General features: G+C 51.4%; 18 protein-coding genes. All 18 read left to right on the top strand.

The features are described 5' to 3' along the window. The gene (locus LKD37_RS09895) at nt 1-1,128 is read left to right on the top strand and encodes a glycosyltransferase family 1 protein (protein WP_302929059.1); all 1,128 of its coding nucleotides are present in this window, start codon (nt 1-3) and stop codon (nt 1,126-1,128) included. Further along, entirely contained in the window at nt 1,121-2,011 is an 891-nt protein-coding gene (locus tag LKD37_RS09890) for a glycosyltransferase family 2 protein (RefSeq protein ID WP_302929058.1), read from the top strand. Before LKD37_RS09895 ends, LKD37_RS09890 begins: the two co-directional genes overlap by 8 nt. Next, complete coding sequence (locus tag LKD37_RS09885) at nt 2,008-3,204, top strand: glycosyltransferase (RefSeq protein WP_302929057.1); 1,197 nt, start codon at nt 2,008-2,010, stop codon at nt 3,202-3,204. The genes LKD37_RS09890 and LKD37_RS09885 overlap by 4 nt, the downstream gene beginning before the upstream one ends. A gap of 3 nt (nt 3,205-3,207) precedes the next feature. Beyond that, nucleotides 3,208-3,903, top strand: a complete 696-nt coding sequence (locus LKD37_RS09880) for a glycosyltransferase (RefSeq protein WP_302929056.1) — start codon at nt 3,208-3,210, stop codon at nt 3,901-3,903. Continuing rightward, nucleotides 3,900-5,237: a hypothetical protein gene (locus LKD37_RS09875; protein WP_302929055.1), complete on the top strand. Its 1,338-nt coding sequence runs from the start codon at nt 3,900-3,902 to the stop codon at nt 5,235-5,237. The genes LKD37_RS09880 and LKD37_RS09875 overlap by 4 nt, the downstream gene beginning before the upstream one ends. A 5-nt stretch (nt 5,238-5,242) precedes the next feature. Beyond that, nucleotides 5,243-6,268 carry a glycosyltransferase family 2 protein gene (locus LKD37_RS09870; protein ID WP_302929054.1) on the top strand — a complete coding sequence of 342 codons (1,026 nt, stop codon included), beginning with the start codon at nt 5,243-5,245 and terminating at the stop codon, nt 6,266-6,268. 23 nt (nt 6,269-6,291) lie between these two features. Further along, nucleotides 6,292-7,260 carry a glycosyltransferase family 2 protein gene (locus LKD37_RS09865; protein WP_302929053.1) on the top strand — a complete coding sequence of 323 codons (969 nt, stop codon included), beginning with the start codon at nt 6,292-6,294 and terminating at the stop codon, nt 7,258-7,260. 12 nt (nt 7,261-7,272) lie between these two features. Then, nucleotides 7,273-8,268, top strand: coding sequence for a glycosyltransferase family 2 protein (locus LKD37_RS09860; protein WP_302929052.1), 996 nt, complete (start codon nt 7,273-7,275; stop codon nt 8,266-8,268). Nucleotide 8,269: 1 nt separating this feature from the next. Beyond that, nucleotides 8,270-9,178, top strand: a complete 909-nt coding sequence (locus tag LKD37_RS09855; RefSeq protein ID WP_302929051.1) for a glycosyltransferase family 2 protein — start codon at nt 8,270-8,272, stop codon at nt 9,176-9,178. Further along, nucleotides 9,175-10,083, top strand: coding sequence for a glycosyltransferase family 2 protein (locus tag LKD37_RS09850; protein WP_302929050.1), 909 nt, complete (start codon nt 9,175-9,177; stop codon nt 10,081-10,083). Before LKD37_RS09855 ends, LKD37_RS09850 begins: the two co-directional genes overlap by 4 nt. 25 nt (nt 10,084-10,108) lie before the next feature. Continuing rightward, a complete protein-coding gene (locus LKD37_RS09845; RefSeq protein ID WP_302929049.1) occupies nt 10,109-11,284 on the top strand; it encodes a polysaccharide pyruvyl transferase family protein in 1,176 nt (391 codons plus the stop codon). 34 nt (nt 11,285-11,318) lie between these two features. Further along, nucleotides 11,319-12,881: a polysaccharide biosynthesis protein gene (locus tag LKD37_RS09840; RefSeq protein ID WP_302929048.1), complete on the top strand. Its 1,563-nt coding sequence runs from the start codon at nt 11,319-11,321 to the stop codon at nt 12,879-12,881. After that, entirely contained in the window at nt 12,874-13,875 is a 1,002-nt protein-coding gene (locus tag LKD37_RS09835; RefSeq protein WP_302929047.1) for a glycosyltransferase family A protein, read from the top strand. Before LKD37_RS09840 ends, LKD37_RS09835 begins: the two co-directional genes overlap by 8 nt. Beyond that, complete coding sequence (locus tag LKD37_RS09830; protein WP_302929046.1) at nt 13,872-15,035, top strand: Coenzyme F420 hydrogenase/dehydrogenase, beta subunit C-terminal domain; 1,164 nt, start codon at nt 13,872-13,874, stop codon at nt 15,033-15,035. The genes LKD37_RS09835 and LKD37_RS09830 overlap by 4 nt, the downstream gene beginning before the upstream one ends. Before the next feature lie 26 nt (nt 15,036-15,061). After that, nucleotides 15,062-16,777 carry a nucleotidyltransferase family protein gene (locus tag LKD37_RS09825; protein ID WP_302929045.1) on the top strand — a complete coding sequence of 572 codons (1,716 nt, stop codon included), beginning with the start codon at nt 15,062-15,064 and terminating at the stop codon, nt 16,775-16,777. An 854-nt stretch (nt 16,778-17,631) separates the two neighbouring features. Further along, nucleotides 17,632-19,596 carry an excinuclease ABC subunit UvrB gene (gene uvrB, locus LKD37_RS09820; RefSeq protein WP_302929044.1) on the top strand — a complete coding sequence of 655 codons (1,965 nt, stop codon included), beginning with the start codon at nt 17,632-17,634 and terminating at the stop codon, nt 19,594-19,596. Nucleotides 19,597-19,605: 9 nt separating this feature from the next. Further along, on the top strand, nt 19,606-20,265 hold the full coding sequence (locus LKD37_RS09815; RefSeq protein ID WP_302929043.1) for a DUF1643 domain-containing protein: 660 nt from the start codon (nt 19,606-19,608) through the stop codon (nt 20,263-20,265). A gap of 9 nt (nt 20,266-20,274) precedes the next feature. After that, on the top strand, nt 20,275-20,937 hold a 663-nt coding region (locus tag LKD37_RS09810), incomplete at its 3' end, for a TraX family protein (RefSeq protein WP_302929042.1).

Below are 20,937 nucleotides of genomic sequence, written 5' to 3'. Positions count from 1 at the left end.
ATGGATAAACCGATCCGAGTGCTGCATGTTATCGGTATTATGAATCGCGGTGGAGCGGAGACAATGATTATGAATCTCTACCGTCATATTGACCGCAGTAAGGTGCAGTTTGACTTTGTGGAAAACAGCAGCGAACCGGCTATATTCGATGAGGAAATTATCAGCCTTGGCGGAAGAATTTATCGGTGCCCGCATTACAATGGGAAAAATCACTTTACCTATGTCAAGTGGTGGAATGAGTTTTTCCAAGCGCATTCAAAAGAATATCCTATTGTGCATGGGCATTTAGGGAGTACGGCTGCGATTTATCTGGCGATTGCGAAGAAATATGGGGTATATACCATCGCGCATAGCCACAATACAAATGCGAATAGGTCATTGCAACAAGTTGCCTATGCTGTTTATTCCTTTCCAACGCGATTTGTCGCAGACCACTTTTTTGCCTGTTCAGCAGAGGCCGCGCGCGACCGCTTCGGGAGAAAGATTTCAGAGAATCATCAATTGTGCCAGGTGCTAAAAAACGCCATTGACTTGCAGCAGTTTTTCATTTCGGCATCAAATAGAGAATATATCCGCAAAAAATATGCTATTGACAAAGATGCATTTGTAATAGGCCATATTGGAAGATTTGCAGAGCAAAAAAATCACCGCTTTTTGATTGAGGTGTTTGAACAAATCGTTCGAGACTTTCCAAATGCTGTGTTGTTGCTGGTTGGAGATGGAGAACTCCGCAGTAAAATTGAGAATATGGTTTTCGAGCATAACCTGACTCAAAACGTGATATTCGCCGGTGTTCAAACCAATGTGCAGGAGTTCTATCAAGCTATGGATGTTTTTGCCTTTCCGTCATTGTATGAAGGATTGGGCATTGTCTTGATTGAAGCGCAAGCGTCAGGCCTTCCGTGCTGTGTTTCTGATTCGGTATCTCAAGAAGCGATACTAACAAAATTGATACAGCAACGTCCGCTTAGAGATGGAGCCTTGGCGTGGGCTAAATGGATTCTTTCTCGCAAAAATGAACCTCACCTAGATACAACGGCAGAAATTCAACAGGCTGGCTATGATATCAGAACCACTACATTATGGCTACAACATTTTTATGAGGACGCAGCGAAAAAACATGGATAACGTGACTACTATCCTTACGATTTTTACCCCCGCCTACAATCGCGCCCATACGCTGCCGCGCACCTATGAGAGCCTTTGCCGCCAAAGCTGCAAGGCCTTCATCTGGCTCATTGTGGACGATGGTTCCACGGATAACACAGCCGCGTTGGTGCAGCAGTGGCAGAGCCGCGATAACGGGTTTGAGATTCAGTACATCTACAAGGAAAATGGCGGTATGCATACAGCTCACAATGCTGCCTACGCCAATATTCATACCGAACTGAACACCTGCATTGACTCGGACGATATGCTGGCAGACGGCGCGGTGGAGAAGATCCTGAGCAAATGGGCGGAGGTCAAAGATAAGGGCTATGCCGGTCTTGTCGGGCTTGACGCTGATTTCACCGGGAATGTTATTGGAAAAGGCTTTCCGGTCAATATGACGGAGACAACCATTTCCGGTTACTACGCTGCCGGGGGGGCGGGCGACAAAAAGCTGGTCTACCGCACGGATGTGATCAACGCTTACCCGGAGTACCCTGTGTTCGAGGGTGAGAAGTATGTCAGCTTGTCTTACAAATATCTCCTGATCGATCAGAATTATAAGCTGGCTGTGCTGGACGATATCCTGTGCAACGTGGAGTATCAGCCGGACGGCTCCAGCAATAATATGTTCCGGCAGTACCTGAAAAATCCGAAGGGGTTTGCCTTCTGGCGGACGGTCAAGATGCAGTACCCGGAGTCCTTCAAGCGGCTGGTTATGGACTGCATCCACTACTGCTCCAGCAGCCAGCTCGCCGGAAACCGGCACTACATCAAGGAATCCCCCCGCAAGCTGCTAACAGTGCTGTGTACACCGGCAGGATGGGCGCTGACGGGGTATATCAGGAGAAAGGCGGGATGAAACACACCCTTCTCATCTTCTCCCAAGCCATGGAACTTGGCGGAGTGGAGCGCAGTTTGCTGGGACTGCTGGACTCCATCGACTATGACCACTATGACGTGGACCTTTTTCTGATGCGGCACAGCGGCGAATTGATGCCGTACCTGAATCCGAAGGCGAATCTTCTTCCGGAAATTCCGCAATATGCATCGCTGGCGGTCCCCATGGCATCGCTGCTCAAAAGCGGCCAGATCGGCGTTCTCTGCGGGCGGCTGAAAGGGAAGCTTGCAGCCAAGCGCTTCGACAAGCGGCATCCCGGCGGCAGGCCCTCTGTTACCGCGCTGACCTACAGCCACAAGTACACGCTATCTGCCATGCCGCAGATTTCCGATAAGACCTATGACCTTGCGATCAGCTTTCTGACGCCGCATTATTTCGCGCGGGAGCGGGTCAAGGCAAAAAAATATGCGGCGTGGATTCATACGGATTATACTGCCCTGTCGTTTGATCGGTCGGCGGAGCTTGCCATGTGGAGCGGATACGACGCGATTTGCGGCGTGTCGGAGCAGGCTTCCCGGAGCTTTCAGACGGTCTTTCCGGAGCTTTCGGACAAGGTTCAGACCACCGAAAACATCCTGCCGAAGGAATTGACCGCTAAGCAGGCAGAGCGGCCGCAGACTGATATGCCCTCCGATGGCGCGGTTAAGATTCTTTCTGTTGGCCGTTTCTGTGACGCAAAAAACTTTGACAACGTGCCGGATATCTGCCGCCGCCTGATGGAGAACGCTCTGGATGTCAAATGGTATCTCATTGGTTACGGCGGAGAGGAGCCGCTGATCCGGCAGAGGATCGCCGAGGCCGGGATGCAGGAGCGCGTCATTATTCTCGGCAAGAAGGACAACCCCTATCCCTATATGCGGGCCTGCGACCTGTATGTGCAGCCTTCCCGCTACGAGGGCAAGGCCGTCACTGTGCGGGAGGCGCAGCTTCTCGGCAAGCCTGTGGTCATCACAAACTATGCCACCTCCGCCAGCCAGTTGGAGGACGGCGTGGACGGTGTGATCGTCCCGATGGACAACGCAGGCTGCGCTGCCGGTATCGCGGCTCTGCTGCGTGACCCGGCGCGGATGCAGCAGCTTTCAGAAAACTGTGTCAAGCGAGACTATATGAACAGCGCGGAGGTTGAGAAAATTTACGCGCTGATGGAGGACTGACCCATGATCCCGAAGATCATCCACTACTGCTGGTTCGGCCGGGGCGAAAAGCCGGAGCTGGCGAAAAAATGCATTGCCAGCTGGCGCAAATTCTGCCCGGATTTCGAGATCCGCGAGTGGAACGAGGACAACTGCGATTATCTTGCCATGCCCTTCATGGCTGAGGCGTATGCTGCCAAGAAGTACGCGTTTGTGTCAGACGTCATGCGGCTTCTGGTGCTGGAGCAGTACGGCGGTGTGTATTTTGACACTGACGTAGAGGCCGTGCGGGATATCGCGCCGCTGATGGATGACGAGGGCTTTATCGGATTTGAAAATGAGCAATTTGTCGCATCGGGGCTGACCATTGCATCTGTGCCGCATCATCCGGTTGTGCAGGCGATGATTGAGGAGTATCGGAAGCTGCATTTCACAAATGCAGACGGTACAACGAATGCGGTTGGCTGCCCGCATCTGAACACAGATGTTATGGAACGCTTCGGCCTTGTCCGAAATGGGCAGGAACAAACCGTAGCCGGTATCCATGTCTACCCGGCGGACTTTTTCAACCCGCTGGATAGCGTGACAGGGAAGCTGACCAAAACGGAGAATACATACTCCATACACTGGTACTCTATGAGTTGGTTGCCATGGTATAAACAGATTAAGGTCAAAATTGGGAGGATATACAGAAGAATGAAGAGGGCGATTAGAGGATGAAAAGAGCAACAGCATTTACGGTTCTGTTATTGGCACTTTTGACATTCGGATGTTTGGGGTGTGTACTGACTTTGACAGATTACTTTGCACCAGCATTTTCGCAATCTGAAGGTAGCGCTGTATTAAATATTGAAACGTATATTGATGGACAGAACCAACCCACACACCCGGCAGTTATTGATATGAAGCGTGAGTGGAATGGATACAGATATTGGATGTCTTATTCTCCTTATCCCAACGCTGATGGTGCAGAGGAAAATCCGTGCATCGGAGTATCGAATGACATGATTCACTGGACAACGCCGGACGGATTGTACAACCCCATTGCATTCAATGAAGAAACGGCCTGCGATGAATTGAAGGATCCGCATATCGTATACAACAATGATTTGAACAGAATGGAAATCTGGTATCTGGGACGAACCGATTCCACCATTAAAAGCGGCGGAACACTGCTTTTGTTCCGCAAAGTTTCTTCAGATGGAGTGCATTGGAGCGAATATGAAATTATGCGGGATTTGGTGGGCTACCTATCTCCGAGTATTGTTTATAGCGAAGGCAAGTATAAACTGTGGGCAATTGAACCATCTACCTCAGGAAGAGAAGGTGCATTGGCCTATTCGGAAAGCACAGATGGTGATACATGGACCCCGTTCGAAAAATGCACTTTCGGAGGCTATTATGGAATAGAAAAGATTTGGCACGGAGCTGTTTCACTTGACGATACATATCGATTTGCATTTATAGAGGATTCAGGGAAAAGCAATACCATTTTGTATACTGAAAGCCATGATGGAATCACTTGGGAAAGTCCAGTGCCTATTGTCCGGAAGGAGAATTTCTGGAAAGCGTTCTACCGCCCATGCATTCTTTATAGCGATAGCAGATTATATTGCATATATGGAGTCATCACGCAAGATAATGAATGGTATCTCTCTATGAGCATGGGAGACTCTGTCGATAACCTTCATGGAATTTCTACGCAGGATATTGGCAATTCAAAAGTGAATATGACAATTTCGGAAAAGCACACTCTTTCCAATTTGACAAAGAATGTGTACCACTTTGTCCAGTCCATTTGCAGGCCGGAATTATTACTGATTTGTGCTGCCGTGGCAATACTTTTGCTGATAGTTAGAAAGTGTTCTTTTATTTTGCTGTGGGGTGGGTCTTGGCTTCTTGGTGTTTTGAGGTTTTACAGCCAAATGAGAGGGATTCCCCTGTCAGAAAAGTTCTGGTTGCTTTTCTCGGTGGGTGCAATCAATGCTGTTTGCTCTCTAGCAATACAGCAAGTGATCAACTGGCTTGATGTCAGGAGAGAAAGGGCGAGATAAGTCATATGCCGAAAGTCAGTATTATCGTTCCGGTTTACAATGCCGAAAAATATTTGCAGGAGTGTGTGGAGAGCGTGCTGTGCCAAACACTCTCTGATATTGAACTGATTCTGGTGGATGATGGTTCTACCGACAGCAGCCCAGCGCTCTGTGATCAGTACGCAGTGCAGGATTACCGGGTGAAGGTGATCCACAAGCCCAATGGCCGGGCTGCGTCTGCGCGGAACGCGGGACTTCGTGCTGCATCCGGGGAATATGTCGCCTTTGTTGACGCGGATGACTGGATATCCCCGGATATGTATGAAAAAATGCTGCAAACCAATGCGGATGTGACACTATGCGATTATGTCCGCTTTCAGGGAGAAAAGCAGTTTCCGTTTACTCAGCCCAATGTAGCGGCGGGCTTCTATAATAAGGCCCAGATCCGAGAGATAATATATCCGCATCTGGTCATGGATGGGATCGAGTATCCCATTACGATTTCAAACTGGGCGTTGCTCATTCGGCGGGAGGTTATTGTAAAAAATCGCCTGTCATATCGTGAGGATATCCGTATCAGTGAGGATGCACCGTTTGGCTCTGAGGTGCTGTATTGCGCGGACAGCTTTGCCTACTTGAAAGGAGACCAGCTTTATCACTACCGTATGACGGAAGGCTCTGCCTCCAGAACCTATCAGCCGTGGTGGTGGGACAGCAGTCTAAAAATCAACGAGGAGACAGAAAATTTCTTCACCAAATGCGCAGATTATGATTTCACCCAGCAGATCAAGTCCAACATGTTCTATCTGGCGCGGGCTGAGATTTATTACATTATGGCAAATTCCAAGCTGTCGCGGGAAGAACAGAACAACAAGATCAGAGCGGTCATGAACCATCCCCGTGTGATACGGATGATGAAGGACTTTGACGTCAGTCCATATCCGATTCAGTTTAAACTGCTTTATTGGTCGATTCGGTACCGGTCTGTGGCGTTGAGAAGGGTGGTTGGGTACTGTTCAAGCATAACCACTCTGCTCAGACGGATTCATTAGATTGTTGAAAGGAGGAATACGAAATGGAAGCACAGCCTCTTATCACGGTAATAGTTCCCGTATACAATGTTGAAAAGTACTTGCGGAGGTGTCTGGACAGTATTATTGGGCAGACGTATCAGAATCTGGAGATTCTGTGTATTGATGACGGAAGTATTGATAACTCCGGTGAAATCTGCGAACAGTATGCTGCACGGGACGCGCGCATAAAAGTAATTCATCAAGAGAATCAAGGGCTGAGTACCGCGCGCAACAGAGGCTTAGATGCAGCAGAAGGAGAGTATATTGCATTCGTTGACAGCGATGACTATATTCTGGAGGACATGTATAAAAAGATGTTGGCCAAACTTCTGGATTACAATGTCGATCTCTGTGTGTGTCAGTGGCAATATGAGTTTTCCGATGGCAGACAGGTGGTCAAAAAGCAGAATATAGACCCGGCAATCTATGGTCGTAAAACCTCTTTGGAGTTTGCTCGCTTCCTTTACAGGGGCAACTATGAAAACGGTGCGGTTGTCGCCGCATGGAACAAGCTCTACCGCAGGGCACTCCTTGACACAACCCGCTTTGAGGGGAGAATCCACGAGGATGAAGCCTTTAGCGGAAGAATTATGGCAAAGAACGTCTCAGTGTATGTTATGGAAGAACAATTCTATGTATATGCGCAGAACGGGGATTCTCTGACCAACAAACCATTCTCTGCCAATAAGTTTTTCTTCTTGGACGCACTGGCTGAACGAAGAGAACTCTTCAAGAGCGATGCGTTCATTCGTCAGGAGACGGAACAGCTATATTGCAACATGTACATCGAATACTGCCTGAGAGCGAGAAAAGCAGGTGTGACGATTACGCATCCGGAAAAGTATCGTCAAATATTCCGGCAAATGTGCTCCAGCTTGCGCAGAGACGGCAAAGCCGGTATAAAGTTTAGGCTTCGGATGATGCTGTTTTCTTTCTCGCCAAGCCTGTACAGGCATATTACCAGGCAATAACTGAGGTAACTTATGGAGATTAGTGTTATTGTTCCTGTTTACAACAAGGAGAAGTATATCAGTAGGATACTTGGCGATATATCTAATCAATCTTTTGAGGACTTTGAATGTATCATTGTTGATGATGGTTCAGCGGACTCATCCGGCGAGATTTGCGATGAGTTTGCCGCGAAGGATGAGCGTTTTTGTGTGATGCATATTCCCAATGGAGGAGTATCCCATGCACGCAATATAGGTCTTGAGAAAGCGAGCGGGAAATACATCACGTTTGTTGATGCAGATGACCACATTGAGCCGGATTATTTGCAGCGACTATATACAGATATTGCCTTAAGTCATGCGGATATTGTGATTGCGGGGCCGCTCAAGGTCTGGAAAGACAATCGTCAACCTGTTGCGCCTAAAATACCTTATCAGGGATTACAGCGCATGGATGCGCTATTGCCAGACTTTGCGGAGGTGCAAAAGACCACTGGGATTTACGGCTTCTGTTGGGGGAAGATGATGTCCCGAGAATTATTATCTGATGTTCGCTTCTCAGAATGGCTTCGATTGGCGGAGGACTTTGAGTTCTATCTTCGTCTTTATCCCAAAGTCAAAACCATTTATTTTGAAACATCCTGTAAGTATTATTACCTTCAGGAAGCAGATAACTCATCGGCGATCATTGATAGTGGGAAGATTGATTACGTTGCACAGCTAAAAATCAACCTATCCTACAGAAAATTTCTTCAGGACACCGGATACTATGACGGAGACAATCGAAAAAATGTGGACGCTTTGGTGGCCAACTACGCTTTCTTTAGCATTTTTCATTGCGTGCGAGAAGAGATACCGGAAAGGGTAAAAGCTGTCCATGACCTACTAATGGAAAGCAAAGTTCTCGCTAAGGCTGGGGGCTTTTTCAAATCGGGTATTCTTTTTTGCGTCCGCCATGATCTTGGTAATCAGGCGAACGTGATGATGCGAACCTATGATGTTTTGCGAGGACTGAAAAGGAGACTGTGATATGCCGTATTTTACGGTTTTTACTCCAACATTTAATCGAGCATACATATTGCCCCAGCTTTATCATTCACTTTGTGAGCAGTCCTGCAAGGATTTCGAGTGGCTCATTGTCGATGATGGCTCCAGTGATCAAACGGGCGAGCTGATCGCGCGGTGGAAAGAACGCGAAAACGGATTTGTAATTCGCTGCTATCAGATTCCCAACGGAGGGAAGCCCCGCGCCATAAATTTCGGCATCACAAAAGCAAGTGGAAAATTTTTCTTTATGGTAGATTCTGATGACCACTTGACCGTTGATGCAATAGAAAAAATGCGTGTATGGTGTAAAGAGATCGAAACAGCTCCTGAGTTCATTGGAGTAGGAGCGGTCAGAGGATATCCAGACGGAAGATACCTGAAAGGGACTCCGCCCCGTACCAATCAGCACGGTTATGTAGATGCCACGAATCTTGAACGGAGCAAATACGATCTCGATGCAGATATGTGCGAAGCATACAAGACTTCGATGTTCCGACAGTTTCCAATGGCCGAGTGGCCCGGCGAAAAATTCGCTCCGGAGCAAATTGCATTAAATGAAATTGCACTGAACGGATATAAGCTTCGCTGGCACAAAGATATCATATATGTGTGTGACTATTTGGAAGATGGACTTACCAAGGGCTGGAAATCCCTTGTAAAGAAAAACCCAATGGGTTATGCAATGATGTATAACCATATGCTGAAATACCCGGATTTGAGTGTACAGCAACGGTTCAGTGCAGCCTGTCAGCATGTCGCATTATCAATTCTGGGAAAACATCCGGAGTATATATGGAAAAGCAATCGCTTACTGTATACGATTCCGGCGATCCCCATTGGGGTTGTATTATCGTTCCGGCGGAAGCGTCAACTCATGGAGAGTGAAACATGATCAGTGTAATCATTCCCATTTACAATGCTGCGCCCTACCTGCCGGAGATGCTGCAATCACTTCTTGAACAGACAGAGCGTGATCTTGAGATATTATTGATCAATGATGGCAGCACGGATTCTTCTGCTGATATCTGTAAGGCGGCGGCACAGGAGGACGTAAGAATCCGCTATGTCTTCCAGCAGAATGCCGGAGTATCCGCAGCTCGAAACCACGCATTGACTCTAGCCAAGGGCGAATACATCGCTTTTCTGGACGCAGATGACAGGATTGATCCGAATTATTTTGAGCAGCTTTTCTTGGCATGCCGCGGTGTAGATATTTCTGTCTGCGACATCTCTGTTGAAACAAGAGATGGTAAACAGCAGGCTGTTTTTTCTGCGGGAAATCAAAGCTTTTCTGCACCGGATGCGATGAATCTATTACTGACAAGAAAAGGTATTAACTCTGGTCCATGTGGAAAGCTGTTTCGCCGCGAAACCATAGCAGACTTGAAATTCCCGCCGCTAAAAGCATATGAGGACATCCTGTTTGTCCGCGATGCTTTTGCGCGTGCAGAAAATGTGACCTCAACTTCAAAAACCGCATATCACTACTACCAAAATGCCGGAAGCGCGATGGCTCAACAGAAGAAAGCTCCGTCTCAAGATATTATTTTTGCAACTGCCGACCTGCTGGAGTACATAGTGCAGCACACGGAACTGAATCCGATGTGCTTTTATATCACAATGTCGCATCTCTATCAATATGTGCTGGGACTTGATCGCAACGATCTGTTGGGACAGCAATTCAGACACGAGGTTAGACGTTTGTACCGCAAGCACTGGACGGATATCGCTTTCTGCAAAGCATTTCCGTGGAAAGAAAAAATTTTGTATCTGCTGTTTACCTTTGGATTGAGATAACTAGAGAATCAGGCTGGGTAATGAAATGAAAAATGTTTTTTTATATGCTCACGGCGGAAGCGGAAACCATGGCTGTGAAGCGATTGTTCGTTCAACATTAGGTATTCTTCAATGTAAAGATAGGTCTAATTGCACCTTGATATCAAAAGTTCCCGAAGAAGACGCAAAGTATGGTATCGACCAGCTGTGTACTATTATTCAGGAGCAGGAACCTTATTCGCGCTTAACCTTGGATTTTGCAAAGGCTTACCTGCATCTCAAGATAACGCATGACTATGTTCTGCTGGACAAGTTGTATTACAAAAAAGCTTTTGATCATATCCGCGCCGGAGATATTGCACTTTCCATTGGCGGAGATAATTACTGCTATGCCGATGTGAAGCGCTATACGATGATGCACGATATGCTGCTTCAACGCGGTGCAAAAACAGTGCTGTGGGGATGCTCGGTTGAGCCATCCCTTCTGGAGGAGCCGCCTATTGCGGAGGATCTTGCGCGGTATAGCTTGATTACCGCGAGAGAGAGCATTTCTTATGAAGCTCTGCGGCGTGTCAATCCGCATACTGTACTTGTGGCAGATCCAGCATTTACTCTGGAATGCTGCGTACCCGCACTGCCGGATGGATTTTCCGACGGCAACATGGTTGGCATCAATCTCAGCCCGATGATCATGGAGAAAGAGTCCCTGACTGGTATGGCGATGGAGAACTACCAGAAACTGATTGAATACATCCTTGAAAAGACGGATATGGGAGTTGCGTTAATTCCGCATGTGGTGTGGGATTTCAGTGATGACAGAATTCCTTTGCGAGAGCTTTATCGGAAATATCAGAGGACCGGACGAGTGGTTATGATAGAGGACCATAACTGCATGAAACTGAAGGGAATCATCTCGCGCTGCCGCTTTTTCATCGGTGCGCGGACCCATGCGACCATAGCGGCATATTCTACGGGCGTTCCGACTTTGGTGGTCGGTTACTCCGTCAAGGCGCGCGGCATTGCCCGCGATCTGTTTGGAACGGAAGAAGGCTACGTCCTGCCGGTGCAGCAGCTGAAGGAAAGCAATGAACTGACGCGGGCATTTATAAAGCTGTATGAAAAGCGCGAAAGCATCCAGGCACATTTGAGGACAACACTTCCTGCGTACATTGCCCGCGCGGATGATGCGCGCAGAGCGCTGGAGGAACCAATAAAAAAATAGTACAGATCCTTATCAGAAAACCGACGAGGTAAATATGTCACGACTGGAAAATTCTGCAAAAAATATTGTGTTTTCTTTTGGAAATACAATTCTTGCCTCAATACTAGGCTTTATCTCAAGAACAGTTTTTATTCATATATTAGGGACGGACTACTTAGGATTGGCTGGGCTGCTTGGGAATGTCCTGGGCTTTTTATCCATCAGTGAGCTAGGTATTGCCACCGCAATTGGCTTTAGTCTCTATAAGCCGCTGGCGGAAAAGGACTATAAGGTTGTCAGTTCCTTGATGTCTTTATATAGAAAAGCGTATTCAATAGTTGGAACGATTGTGCTGATATCGGGAATTCTGCTTTTCTTCTTTTTGGATTTCTTCATCCCCGTTGATCAACAACCAGCAGGAACTGATTTCGCGTACTTTGCTTTTCTTGCCAACACGGTTGTCAGTTACTTCCTAGCCTATAAGACAACCCTCATATCTTCGGATAATCAAGCGTTCCGTCTTGTTCCGATTAATATGGCGGTTAACACGGCACAAACCGTTTTGCAGATTCTTGTGCTTGCCTTAACTCGTAATTATGTGGTTTACCTGAGCGTACAAATTGTTTGCTCAATTATTTTAATGGCACTTCAAAACATCTATATAACCGGAAAATATAGTGAAGTTGATTTTTCTTCTAAGGACAAGCTGCCGAGTGAAAAAACAGCAGAAATAAAGAGAAATGTCTCTGGCCTGATTATTGCGAAAATTGGCGACTACTTGGTAAATTCAACTGACAATCTGATTATTACGAAACTTGTAAGCCTTGCGGCTACAGGAATTTATTCAAATTATCTGTTGATTCGGAACATGATCAATGGCTTTATTGCCACATTGTTTAATGGAATAACTGCAAGCATGGGAAATGTTGTTGCGGTTGAAAACGATGAGAAGAAACTGGAAATATTTGATACGGTTTTTTTCTGCGCATTCTTAATTTACAGCATAGAAGCTACGTGCTTTATGAGCCTTTACAATCTGTTTATTGGAGATATCTGGATAGGGAGAAACTATACTTTTAGTGCGGGGACGGTTGCGGTAATTGTTTTAAATAATTATCTGACGGGTCTGAGAATCCCTCTTATTACGATGAAGGGCGCTGCTGGAAAATATCTGGAGGACACGTGGATTCCGTTCGGATTCGCTATAGTAAATTTAGTCGCGTCTATTTTGCTGGCGAAACCATTTGGAGTGGCAGGCGTATTTCTTGGAACTATTATTGGAAGTCTATGTACTGCGGATTGGTACAGACCATTTGTAATCTATCGAACGGTATTCCATGCTCCTGTAAAAAAGTATTTTAGAAAATATATGGTGTACCTGCTCCTTGGCATTGGATACATCGCTCTTACCTATTGGCTGAATGCACAAATTCACCTTTCAAACGCATACTTATTATTCCTTGTTAGAGGGATAGTGTCAGTAAGTGTTCCCATCTTACTGAGTTGTGCCTTGTTTTATAGGACAACAGAGTTCGACGCAATCAAGACTTTGACCATCCGTCTAGTTAGAGGGACGGCGGCAAGGCTTCATTCAAGAAGAGAGGATAGCAATGGATAGTTTAGCTAGTATAATTGTTCCGTGTTATAATGGAGAAAAGTTCGTCGATAGGTGCTTTGATTCAATTCTCAAGCAAAAGTACGCTCACATGGAAGTTATTGTCGTGAATGATGGATCAACTGATCAGAGTGAACAACGCGTACTTGCATGGAATGACAGATTCAGAAACGCAGGAATACAGCTCGTTTACGTTTCTCAAGAGAACAAAGGTCCCGGGGGAGCGATTAATACTGGATTGAAGCATGTGACGGGAGAATATTTGTGTCTGATAGATATCGACGATGAATTGCTCGAATCTGCGGTTTCTACAAGGGTTGCTTTTTTAAAATCGCATCCGGATATAGATGTTGTTCGCTCAAATGGCTGGTATAATCGAAAAAGCGGAAAGAGCCTTTTTATATATGATGAAAAAGAGAAACGTATAGATGATGTTTTTTCTGCGCTGGTTGGAGGAGAAACAAATAACTGGGCAGGAAGTTATATGGTCAGGACATCTGCACTGTTTGATTTTTACCCGGATCGAGAAATCTACCAGTCTCGCTTTGGACAGAATCTACAGTTCCTGATGCCGCTAACCTACAAGAAAAAGTGCGGCTATATAGATGAGCCGCAAATGATTTACAATATTCAGGAGGATTCTTTATCAAAAACATCTGATATCAAGAAGACTGAGAAAATTCTATCGGATAATTTGGCGGGATATCGTGATATACGTATTTACCTAATAGAAAAGATCATCAAGACACCAAACGAAAGCGAAAGATACATTAGGATAGTTGATATTGCTTACTACAGATCATTGTTAAAACTTGCAATTGACACCCGAGATGAGCAGTTATTAAAGGCAACGTATTCTAACCTGAAAGAATTATCCGGAGTTACCATAAACGAGAGAATTGAATATTGCCAATATTTCTTCCCATATATGGTTTTTCCGCTGCGCTGTATAAGAAAGATTAAGACCGCAATAGATACTTTAAGGGAAACTTTATGAACATCTCTCAAATTTCTGATATCTGCACCGGCTGCGGCAGCTGCGCTGCCATTTGTCCATCTGCCGCGATCCAGATGCAGCCGGACGAACACGGCTTTCTCCATCCGGCAGTTGAGGCCGCGGCGTGTACCGACTGCGGCCTTTGCGCCCGCAAGTGCCCGGTTTCCACACCGCCGCAGGTATCGGCCCACACGGAGATCCTGACCGGATACGCAAACGACGAAGCGCTCCTGCCTGCATCCTCTTCCGGTGCAATTTTCCCGGTGCTGGCCTCCGAGATCATCCGCCGTGGCGGTATCGTGTTCGGCGCGGCGTTCGATCAAAACTTCGACGTGGCACATACTGCCGCAGAGAGCGCCGCGGAGCTTGCTGCGCTTTGCAGCTCCAAATATGTGCAGAGCAGCATTCCGTCAGGCATCTATGCGCAGGTGAAGGCGGCGCTTACCGCCGGACGCTGGGTCTACTTCAGCGGAATGCCGTGTCAGGTGGCCGGACTAAAGAATTACCTCGGCCGGGAGTATGAGACGCTGATCACGCAGGATACCGCCTGCCACAGTGTACCATCCCCTATGGTCTGGAAAAATTACCGCTCCGCGCTGGAAATGCAGAACGGCAGTAAATTGAAATCGTTCTCATTCCGCAAGAAAGCAACCGGATGGGAGAACTATCATATCCATGCTGCATTTGAGAACGGCAGAGAATTTTTACAGCTCGCTGCCAAGAATCCGTATCAGCGTGGATTTATCAAAGGTCTGTATTCCCGCGGCTCCTGCTTTGATTGTAAATTCAAGGGCATCGAGCGGTGCAGCGATATCACATTGGCGGACTACTGGGGCGTCAAGGGTATTCAGCCGGAAGCCTACCATCCGCAGGGGACATCCCTTGTTTTGCTGCACAGCGAGAAAGGCCGCGCTTTGCTGGAACGCTGCAAGGATGGGCTGCAAACCTGTCCTGCCGCAGAGGGCGCGCTTACATGGAATCCTGCTATGCTCCGGCCTATTCAGAAACCGGCGCGGTACGATGAGTTCTGGGCAGGATATGAACAGAAACCGTTTGCGGAACTGGTTTCCGCCTGCTGCGAACCGACAAAGGAAGAGGCAGCGAAGGAACGCTGGAACAGAAGCCTTCTGGCCCGCGTCATTCGCCGCCTGACGCGATAAATATGATATTTCGCCAAATCTATGCGATGAATCCATGGACGGTGTGCCTCCTGATGCTGTTGGCGTTTGCCGGATGGACAGTGCTCTGCAACTGCCTCCGCGCAAAGGTCAGAATCGCCGTCAATGTGATCCTGTTCTGCGTGTCCGCAGCGATCATCCTCCACGCCACCCTCCTCTCCCGCACGCCCGGGACTTACGCCGCCGTCCTCACCCCCTTCGCCGCGCTTGCGGCCGCGCGGCAGCAGCCGGAGCTTTACCGGGAGATGCTGATGAACGTCTTTCTCTTCTTCCCGCTGGGGCTGACGATGTCCAACGCCCTGCCGCGAAAGTGGCACCGCTGGCTCCGCATTTCCCTCACGACGCTGACCGGCTGCATCCTCAGCGCGGGGATCGAGTACGCGCAGTACCGCTTCGCCCTCGGCATGGCGGAGACGGACGACGTGATCTGCAACACGCTGGGGACGTTCGTCGGCGCAACATCGCTGCTGCTGGCCCACGCCATGGAAAAACACAAGGAAAGGCCCACGACCATGACCCTGACTGCCACAGAAACGCAATTTCTGCATATTGCCAAGACTGCCGTCTCCGGCGGGGAGCTGCCCACGGAGGCCGTGGACTGGCCTGCCATATTCACGCTGGCAAACCAGCAGAAGCTGCTGCCCATCCTCTTCGAGACCGTCCGCAAGACGCCTGCCGCCGGGGAGAACGCCCCGCTGTTCGCGGCCATCAAGCGGCAGGTCATCGGGCAGGTGCTGAACCAGACCGTGCGCTCGGCGGAGTTCACCGACCTCTACCGCAGGCTCCGGGCCGCCGGGCTGCACCCTGTTGTGGTGAAGGGACAGCTTTGCAGCAGGCTCTATCCCCTGCGGGACCACCGCATCAGCGCGGACGACGACCTGTTCATCCCGGAGGGCGAATTTTTCGCCTGCCATGAGGCGCTTCTTGCAAACGGCCTGACCACCGACACGCCCGCCGACGAGCTGTCCGCGGCGGACGAGGTGTCCTACACAAAAAAAGACAGCCCGCTTTACATCGAGCTGCACCGCCACCTGTTCGATTCCGCTGAGGATGCCCACGACGAGCTGAATCACTTCTTTGTGGACATCGCCCCCGTGGAGGTGGACGGCTTCCTGACTATGCCGCCCCATGAGCACCTGCTGTACCTGATTCTGCACGCCTACAAGCACTTTGTGTACAGCGGCATCGGCCTGCGGCAGTTCTGCGACATCGGCCTCTGGGCGCAGGCGTACCACGATCAGATCGACTGGCAGCGCCTGCATGACCAGTGCGCCAGCGTCCACGCGGCGACCTTCGCCGCCGCGGCCTTCCGGATCGCCCGGACGTATCTGGACATCGACTTTGACCTGCCCGGGCTGTGGGACGGCGATGTAGACGTGGAGCCGCTGCTGCACGATGCCCTCTGCGGCGGCGTGTACGGCTCCAACAGCTACACCCGCCTGCACTCGTCCACCGTGACGCTGAACGCCGTCAAGGCCAGCCGCACCGGCGAGAAAAGCAGTGTCCTGCGCACGGTGTTCCCCAAGCGGGCGTATCTGGAGCGGCGCTACCCGTACCTCAAAAAGCGCCCGTACCTGCTGCCCGTGGCGTGGGTGCAGCGCATCGCCCACTACGCCGGAGAAAAGCAGTCCGGCGCGGACAACAGCGCGTCCGGCTCCATCAAGCTGGCAAAAGAGCGCATCGAGCTGATGAAGTTGTATGGGATTATAGATGAGAAGAAATAAGCAGAAGGGCGTCCGTTTCGGAAAGCCCTTCTGTTGGAATATGGGGGTTGGCGCAGGAAAGAAAGGCCCTGAAAATCTCGTGCAGATTCAATCCCTTCCCAAACCGCAAAGTTTTTTCCTCCCACGCAAACGAATTTCACCCTTCTGCGCTTCTGTAAACCGTGCATGGCGTGCGCGGTTCCGAGTAACTTGGTGCGGTTCGGCGTGGCCGTTCTCGTTTCCGTAAAGTGCAAAGGGCGCTTTTTTGGCCAGTGCATCGGATGGGAGATTTCAAATCGCTGGAATCGGGAATCCTGCATATAGTCCCTGATTTCCCGGTCGAGCCGCTTCCCGGTACGATCATTTTCGTGACCTCACGAAAATGGTCTGATACTCCAAACTCACCGGTTTCGCCTGACATCACAGCCCAGACAAGAAGGCCGGAGGACGCACGTCCTCCGGCCTTTTTCACCCCGTTGCAGCGGGCTCATTTTTCCTCAAAAACCACGCAAATTTACTGTACCATTTCTGTACCAAACGCGTAAAAATCTATATCGAGTTATATAGATTTTTGTAATTTTTCAAATCTTTGGAACCATTGATATATCAGGATTTATAACGTTTTATCAACTTTTAGAAGGACTTCCGGGTACGGCGATACCTAATTTCACCCAATCGCCCGCGTGACCGGCCGGAATAGAGAAACAGCATAGCGGGGACGCGGCCATTCTGCCGCGTCCCTGCTGCTCTTATCAACACATGCCTGCCGCCCTGGGCCAGATCCAGAACATTTGTTTGAAAAAATCTGTTTACAGATAAAAATAATGGTGCTACAATAGAGTACTACGACAGAATACTGCATCCGGGAGGCGCTTATGGGAAAATTCAAGGTGGTATCGGAATACACCCCCAGCGGGGATCAGCCCCAGGCCATCGACACCCTGGCCAGCGGCATCGAAAACGGCTTGCGGGACCAGGTGCTGCTGGGCGTCACCGGCAGCGGCAAGACCTATACCATGGCCAAGGTCATCGAGCGGGTCCAGCGGCCCACCCTGGTGCTGGCCCACAACAAGACCCTGGCGGCCCAGCTGTGCGAGGAGTTCCGGGCCTTCTTCCCGGAAAACGCCGTGGAATACTTCGTGTCCTACTATGACTACTATCAGCCGGAGGCGTACATCCCCCACACGGACACTTTCATCGAAAAGGACGCCGCCATCAACGACGAGATCGAGCGCCTGCGCCACAGCGCTACCGCCGCCCTGTTTGAGCGGCGGGACGTCATCGTGGTGTCGTCGGTGTCCTGCATCTACGGGCTGGGGGACCCCATCGACTATGCCAACATGGTGATCTCCCTGCGCCAGGGGAAGGAGTACCCCCGGGACCAGCTGCTGCGCAAGCTGGTGGAAATCCGCTATGAGCGCAACGACATCGCCTTTGACCGGAATATGTTCCGGGTTCGGGGGGACACGGTGGAGATCTATCCGGTATATGCCAACGGCTACGCCATCCGGGTGGAGTTCTTCGGCGACGAGATCGACCGCATTTCCCAGATCAACCCCGTCACCGGTCAGGCCCAGCGGGTGCTCCAGCATGTGGCCATCTATCCCGCCAGCCACTACGTCACCACCAAGGACAAGATGGAGCGGGCGGCGGAGGAGATCGAAAAGGAGCTGGCGGAGCGGAAAAAGTGGTTTGAGGATCATGGCAAGCTCATCGAGGCCCAGCGCATTGACCAGCGCACCCGGTATGACCTGGAGATGATGCGGGAGCTGGGCTACTGTACCGGCATCGAAAACTATTCCCGGGTGATCTCCGGCCGGGAGCCCGGCTCCCCGCCCACCACCCTGCTGGACTATTTTCCGGAGGACTTCCTGCTGTTTGTGGACGAGAGCCATGTGACCCTGCCCCAGGTCCGGGCCATGTACAACGGCGACCGGGCCCGGAAGGAGAGCCTGGTGGAATACGGCTTCCGCCTGCCCTGCGCCTTCGACAACCGGCCTCTGAAATTCCCGGAATTTGAGGAGCGGTATCACCAGGCGGTGTTTGTCTCCGCCACGCCGGGAGATTATGAGCGTGAGCACGCCGACCAGGTGGCCGAGCAGGTGATCCGGCCCACGGGCCTGCTGGACCCCCGGGTGGAGGTGCGCCCCGTGGAGGGGCAGATCGACGACCTGGTGGACGAGATCCGCCTGCGCATCGACCGAAATGAGCGGACCCTGGTGACCACCCTGACCAAGCGCATGGCCGAGGACCTGACGAACCACATGAAGGGCCTGGGCCTGCGGGTGCGGTATATGCACTCCGACGTGGCCGCCATCCAGCGGATGGAGATCATCCGGGACCTGCGTCTGGGCGAATTTGACGTGCTGGTGGGCATCAACCTGCTGCGGGAGGGCCTGGACCTGCCGGAGGTGAGCCTGGTGGCCATTCTGGACGCCGACAAGGAGGGTTTCCTGCGCAGCGAGACCAGCCTCATCCAGACCATTGGCCGGGCCGCCCGGAACGCCCAGGGCCTGGTGATCCTGTATGCCGACACCGTCACCCCCTCCATGCGGGCGGCCATGGACGAGACCCAGCGCCGCCGGGAGAAGCAGGACGCCTATAACAAGGCCCACGGCATCGTGCCCCAGACCATCCGCAAGGACGTGCGCAAGGTGCTGGAGATCTCCAAGGATGCCCAGCAGGAGCAGCAGGCCAGCCGCCGCAAACTGACGGATGCCGAGCGGGAGGCCACCATCCGCCGCCTGGAGAAGGAAATGAAAGAGGCCAGCAAGATGCTGGAGTTTGAATACGCCGCCCTGCTGCGCGATCAGATCATCGCCCTGCGGGGGGAGAAATGAGGATTCGCCATGCCCCACGTTCCCACCGTGGATATCCGCCGCCTGGGGGATATCCGCTTCGACACCCAGCTGGAGCGCGCCCTGCGCCCCAGCCCGGATTATGACGTGTCCCAATGGCTGTTCGTGCCCAACCAATACACGGAGTACCGGTATATCCTGGGCACCCGGGGGAAAAAGCCCCTGATCTGCATCGGCATCAACCCCTCCACCGCCCGGCCCGGGGACCTGGACCCCACCCTGCAAAGCGTGGAGCGGGTAGCCCGGAACAACGGCTTCGACTCGTTCATCATGTTCAATGTCTACGCCCAGCGGGCCACGTCGCCGGACGACATGGAGAGGACCTGCAACCCGGAGCTGCACCGGGAGAACATGCGGGCCTTTGCCTATGCCCTGTCCCTGAATCCCCGGCCGGTGGTGTGGGCCGCCTGGGGCACCATCATCGAAAAACGGGACTACCTCTGGACCTGTCTGGAGGATATGATCGCGCTGGGCCGGGAATACGGCGCCCAATGGGTCACCTGCGGCCGCCGCTCCAAGGCCGGGCATCCCCACCACCCCCTGTACCTGCGGGCGGACTCCGTCACGGAGCCCTTCGACCCGGAGGCATACGTCCTGGCCCAGCAGGCCCGGGCCGCCGCGGCTCCCCGGGGCCGCCGGAAGCGGGTATGAGGAGAGGCCATGGGAAAAAACCGGCTTGACCTCAGCGCGTTTGACCTGAAGCTGCTGGCCATGGCTGCCATGCTGGCGGACCACATAGGCTATCTGTTTTTCCCCCAGGCCCTCTGGATGCGGTGCGTGGGGCGGCTGGCTTTCCCCATCTTCGCCTTTCAGGTGGTCGAGGGATGGTACAGGACCCACGACCGCCGGAGGTATTTCCTGCGGCTGGCCCTGTGCGGCCTGCTGTCGGAGATCCCCTTCGACCTGGCCATAGGCGGCCAATTGATAGACCCCGGGTACCAGAACGTCCTTTGGACCTTCTGCATCGCGGCGGCGGCCCTGTGGGCCATGGAGGCCCTGCGGCGGATGCAGATCCCCCTGCCGCTGGCGGCACTGTGCGCCGGCGCGGCGGGCTATCTGCTGGGGGAGGCGCTGCAGTCCGACTATTTCGGCCCTGGGGTGCTGACGGTGCTGGTGTTTGCCCTGTGCCGCCAATGGCATATAGGGCGGCTTCCGGAGCTGGCGGCCATGCTGGTGATCAACGGCTGGCTGCTGCCCAGCGCCGATATGACCCTCTGGGGCGTCACCCTGCCGGTGGAGCTGCTGGCCACGGCGGCCCTGCTCCCCATCTGGCTGTACCGGGGCCGTCAGGGCCCCCACCTCGCGGATCAGGGCCGGGCGGCG

This window comes from Brotocaccenecus cirricatena, from assembly GCF_020687045.1.
Taxonomy (GTDB): Bacteria; Bacillota; Clostridia; order Oscillospirales; family Oscillospiraceae; genus Vescimonas; species Vescimonas cirricatena.
Note: the sequence above shows the minus strand (reverse complement) of the source record. Positions and strands in the feature narration are given on the sequence as shown.